The organism is Kitasatospora papulosa, from assembly GCF_000717245.1.
In the GTDB taxonomy this organism is placed as follows: Bacteria; Actinomycetota; Actinomycetes; order Streptomycetales; family Streptomycetaceae; genus Streptomyces; species Streptomyces papulosus.
In genome coordinates, this window is record NZ_JNYQ01000078.1 from 1 (window position 1) to 348 (window position 348).

The following is a 348-nucleotide window of genomic DNA, read 5'->3' on the forward strand; positions in this document are numbered from 1 at the left end:
GCCACCCTCGATACCCTCCACGCACTGACCTTCACGTACGAACAGCTGGACCGTGAACAAGAGGCTCTGGACCTGAGGGAACGAGTGGCCGAGGCCCGTACCCGAGTGCTGGGCCCCGAAGATCCGGACACCCTCGAATCACTCCACCAGCTCGCCGTTTCTTACGGCGTGGCCGGGCGTGCTCAAGAAGCGTCAGACTTGGGGCGACGAGTGGCCGAGGCTCGTACCCGAGTGCTGGGCCCCGAAGATCCGGACACCCTCGAATCACTCCACCAGCTCGCCGTCTCCTACAGCGAGGTCGGGCGTGCTCAAGAAGCGTCAGACTTGGGGCGACGAGTGGCCGAGGCT

Annotated in this window: 1 protein-coding gene; it reads left to right on the forward strand. The window is 64.9% G+C overall.

Going from position 1 to position 348, the window contains the following annotated elements:
* A partial coding sequence (locus IA22_RS36280; RefSeq protein ID WP_157840984.1) for a tetratricopeptide repeat protein occupies positions 1-348 on the forward strand: 348 nt, incomplete at both ends.